General features: G+C 52.9%; 2 protein-coding genes. Both read left to right on the top strand.

The genetic code is table 11. The features are described from left to right. Nucleotides 1–201: hypothetical protein (locus ACTHUR_RS20855; RefSeq protein ID WP_440400709.1), on the top strand; the 201-nt coding region annotated here is incomplete at its 5' end. Nucleotides 202–211: 10 nt separating this feature from the next. Further along, on the top strand, nucleotides 212–448 hold a 237-nt coding region (locus tag ACTHUR_RS20850; RefSeq protein ID WP_440400707.1), incomplete at its 3' end, for a transposase.

The raw sequence follows: 448 nt of genomic DNA, 5'->3' as shown, positions 1-448 counted from the left end.
ACCGTAGGCTATGGCGCATCCGCCTCAGGCGATTACAGCCAAAGCAAAATCAACGCCGAACACCGCAGCGTGAGCGAACAAAGCGGATTGTTTGCGGGTGATGATGGCTTTGATGTGCAAGTAGGCGGGCACACCCGGCTAACAGGCGGAGACCTTTGCAAAATTCCCCAAAATCCCCTAAATTCCCACCAAGACATTTAGGGGATTTCTCATGAGCACCTTCTTCCAGCAAACCGCACAAGCCATGATTGCCAAACACATCGACCGTTTCCCACTATTGAAGTTGGATCAGCTGATTGATTGGAAACCGATCGAACAATACCTGAATCGTCAAAGAACCCGTTACCTTCGAGACCACCGCGGCCGTCCCGCCTATCCCCTGTTGTCCATGTTCAAAGCCGTCCTGCTCGGACAATGGCACAGCCTCTCCGATCCCGAACTCGAACAC

The organism is Neisseria sp. P0021.S007, assembly GCF_051956855.1.
Note: the sequence above shows the minus strand (reverse complement) of the source record. Positions and strands in the feature narration are given on the sequence as shown.